The organism is Paraburkholderia sp. SIMBA_054 (genome assembly GCF_046534875.1).
Taxonomy (GTDB): domain Bacteria; phylum Pseudomonadota; class Gammaproteobacteria; order Burkholderiales; family Burkholderiaceae; genus Paraburkholderia; species Paraburkholderia hospita.
On sequence record NZ_JAWRXV010000172.1, the window covers coordinates 1 to 1218 of the forward strand.

At 60.8% G+C, this 1218-nt stretch carries 1 protein-coding gene; it reads right to left on the reverse strand.

What is annotated here, in order from left to right:
- Nucleotides 1-78 precede the first annotated feature (78 nt).
- Nucleotides 79-1104, reverse strand: a complete 1026-nt coding sequence (locus tag SB822_RS54555; protein WP_410858780.1) for an IS110 family transposase — start codon at nucleotides 1102-1104, stop codon at nucleotides 79-81.
- Nucleotides 1105-1218 lie beyond the last annotated feature (114 nt).

The following is a 1218-nucleotide window of genomic DNA, read 5'->3' on the forward strand; positions in this document are numbered from 1 at the left end:
CAAAGTGATCGATTCTATGTGCTCATGATGTTCGCGCTCGTGTCCAGTTGTCGGTTGATCGATAGACCCGAATCGAACTCAGTCTGCAACTGGTTCGAGCTTGAAATCATGGCCATATTTCAGCATGGCCCAAGCCAATCTTGCGTTCTTTGCGGCGATCGCGATGGCCGCCCGCCAGTAGCCCCGTCGCTCGATCAGGGTTCGAGCCCACCGGCTGAAGCGATCCTGTTTCTCGCCGAGACTGGCAATAACGGCGCGCGCACCGTTGACCAGCAGGCCTCGCAGATAGGCGTCGCCTGCCTTCGTGATGCTGCCCAGCCGGGCCTTGCCGCCACTGCTGTATTGACCGGGCGTGAGTCCGATCCAGGCTGCCACCTGCCGGCCGTTTCTGAAGTCGTGCCCGGCTCCGATACTGGCGAGCAATGCACTGGCCGTGGTTGGGCCGATGCCGCGCAACTGCATCAGCCTCTTGCTGCGCGCATCCTCACGCGCGATCTCAGCGATCGCACGGTCGTATTCGAGCAGGCGATCCTCGATATGGCCGGCATGCTCAAGCAGATCGCTGATGCTGCGCTTCGCCCAGCCAGGCAATGTGTCCAGATGTTCTGTGATGTGTCTGCGCACCTTCTCCGGGCTCTGAGGCAGCACCACGCCGAATTCCGAGAGCAGGCCTCGCAACCGGTTGTAGGTCGCGGTCCGCTCTTCAACGAAACCTTGTCGTGTCCGATGCAGGCAAAGCGTTGCCTGCTGATGTTCGTCCTTCAGTGGCACAAAACGCATGCTTGGGCGCGTCACCGCTTCGCAGATCGCAGCAGCATCCGCCGCGTCGTTCTTGCCGCGCTTGCCGGACATGCGATACGGCGCCACAAGGTTGGGCGCCATGAGCTTGACCGTATGGCCGTGCTGCTGGAACAGGCGTGCCCAGTGATGCGCACCGGAGCAGGCCTCCATGCCGATGACGCACGGCGGCAACTGCGCAATCAACATCGCCAGTTGATCGCGCGGAACACGTGGCTTGACCAGCATCGCTTTGCCGGCCTCGTTCACGCCGTGAACGGCGAATACATTCTTGGCAAGATCGATTCCGATAGTGACAATAGGCATGGACTTCCCCTCTCGCTGGTGTCGATGAACGTTCGCAACTTCATCCTGGCACATTGATGCCGACTCGCGGCTTCCGCCGCAGCCTCGGGACGGGGAAGTCCCTTTCATTCTCTA

What these genes read in the sequence shown, in the direction of transcription:
- SB822_RS54555 (WP_410858780.1), bottom strand. Translation starts at nt 1,104, where the DNA reads ATGCCTATTGTCACTATCGGAATCGATCTTGCCAAGAATGTATTCGCC.